The organism is Dietzia sp. B19 (assembly GCF_014145155.1).
GTDB classification, from domain to species: Bacteria; Actinomycetota; Actinomycetes; order Mycobacteriales; family Mycobacteriaceae; genus Dietzia; species Dietzia natronolimnaea.
The window spans coordinates 7,800-9,296 of record NZ_JAALED010000457.1; the positions used below are offsets into that span (position 1 = coordinate 7,800).

The window sequence follows — 1,497 nt, forward strand, 5'->3', positions numbered from 1 at the left end:
CTCAGCCCGCTCGAGGCCCGCTGCGCGTGGGCCATCGGCTGGGACAAGCCGTCCTTCTGGGGGCGCGACGAGCTGCTGCGTCAGAAGGAGGCCGGGCCCGCCCGGCGCATGTACGCGCTCGAGGTCACGGGCCGCGGAGTCCTGCGCGCCGGCCAGACCGTGCGGGCCGGCGGACGCGACGTCGGCGTCACGAGCTCCGGCACGTTCTCGCCGACGCTGAAGACGGGGATAGCGCTCGCGTTCGTCGAGCTGGACGCCGGCCTGAAGAAGGGCGACGAGGTCGTCGTCGACGTACGGGGGCGAGAGGTACCGTGCCGCCTCGCGGTACCCCCGCTCGTCGAGATCCGCACCCGCTGACCCGCCCCTTCTCACCTAAGCGAGACGACATGTCCCAGTTCGACATCCGCCCCTCGGCCACACCGAGGACGGCCGCCGAGCGCGAAGCCATCCTCGCCGCTCCCGGCTTCGGCAAGCACTTCACCGACCACATGGTCACCCTCCCGTATTCCGACGGGGCCTGGGGTACTCCCACCGTCGAGGCCTACGCCCCGCTGTCGATCGACCCCTCCGCCGTGGTGCTCCACTACGCCCAGACGATCTTCGAGGGCCTCAAGGCGTACCGGCAGGCCGACGACTCCATCGCCTCCTTCCGCCCGGAGCAGAACGCGGCGCGCTTCAACCGGTCCGCGCAGCGTCTGGCCATGCCGACGCTGCCCGAGGAGCTGTTCATGGAGTCCCTCCGGCAGATCGTGGCGATCGACCGCGACTGGGTCCCCGCCGCCGGCGGCGAGGAGGCGCTCTACCTGCGGCCCTTCATGATCGCCACCGAGACCGGCCTGGGAGTGCGGCCGGCCGACGAGTACCTCTACTCGGTCATCGCCTCGCCCGCCGGTGCCTATTTCTCGCGTGGTGTGGCCCCCGTGAGCGTGTGGCTGAGCACCGAGTACGTGCGCGCCAGCCCCGGCGGAACCGGCGCGGCGAAGTTCGGTGGGAACTACGCGGCGTCGCTGCGTGCCCAGGAGCAGGCGGCCGCCGAGGGCTGCGACCAGGTGGTCTGGCTGGACGCGATCGAGCGCAAGTACGTCGAGGAGATGGGCGGGATGAACCTGTTCTTCATCCTCGGCACCGGGGACTCGGCGGAGATCGTCACCCCGGAACTGTCCGGGTCGCTGCTGCCCGGCGTGACCCGCGACAGCCTCATCCGGCTGGCGCGCCATCTCGGCTACCCGGTGACCGAGCGGAAGGTCTCGGTGGAGGAGTGGGAGTCCGGGGTCGCCTCCGGGGCGGTCACCGAGGTGTTCGCCTGCGGGACCGCCGCCGTGATCACACCGGTGGGCTCGGTCAAGCACGCCGAGGGCGGGTACACGGTCGGCGACGGCGGGCCCGGTGAGATCACCATGCGTCTGCGCGAGACCCTCACCGGGATCCAGCGTGGGTCCGTCGAGGACACCTTCGGCTGGATGACCACGCTCGCCTGACCGGGCCCGCCTGACCGGG

Annotated in this window: 2 protein-coding genes; both read left to right on the forward strand. The window is 71.5% G+C overall.

Going from position 1 to position 1,497, the window contains the following annotated elements; genetic code table 11:
* The coding region (locus G6020_RS12850) for a glycine cleavage T C-terminal barrel domain-containing protein (protein WP_277815279.1) at positions 1–357 on the forward strand (357 nt) is incomplete at its 5' end.
* A 29-nt stretch (positions 358–386) separates the two neighbouring features.
* Positions 387–1,478, forward strand: a complete 1,092-nt coding sequence (locus tag G6020_RS12855; RefSeq protein ID WP_179525022.1) for a branched-chain amino acid aminotransferase — start codon at positions 387–389, stop codon at positions 1,476–1,478.
* Positions 1,479–1,497 lie beyond the last annotated feature (19 nt).

Excerpts from the sequence above, each read along its gene's own strand:
- G6020_RS12855 (WP_179525022.1), top strand. The coding sequence starts at position 387 with ATGTCCCAGTTCGACATCCGCCCCTCGGCCACACCGAGGACGGCCGCC.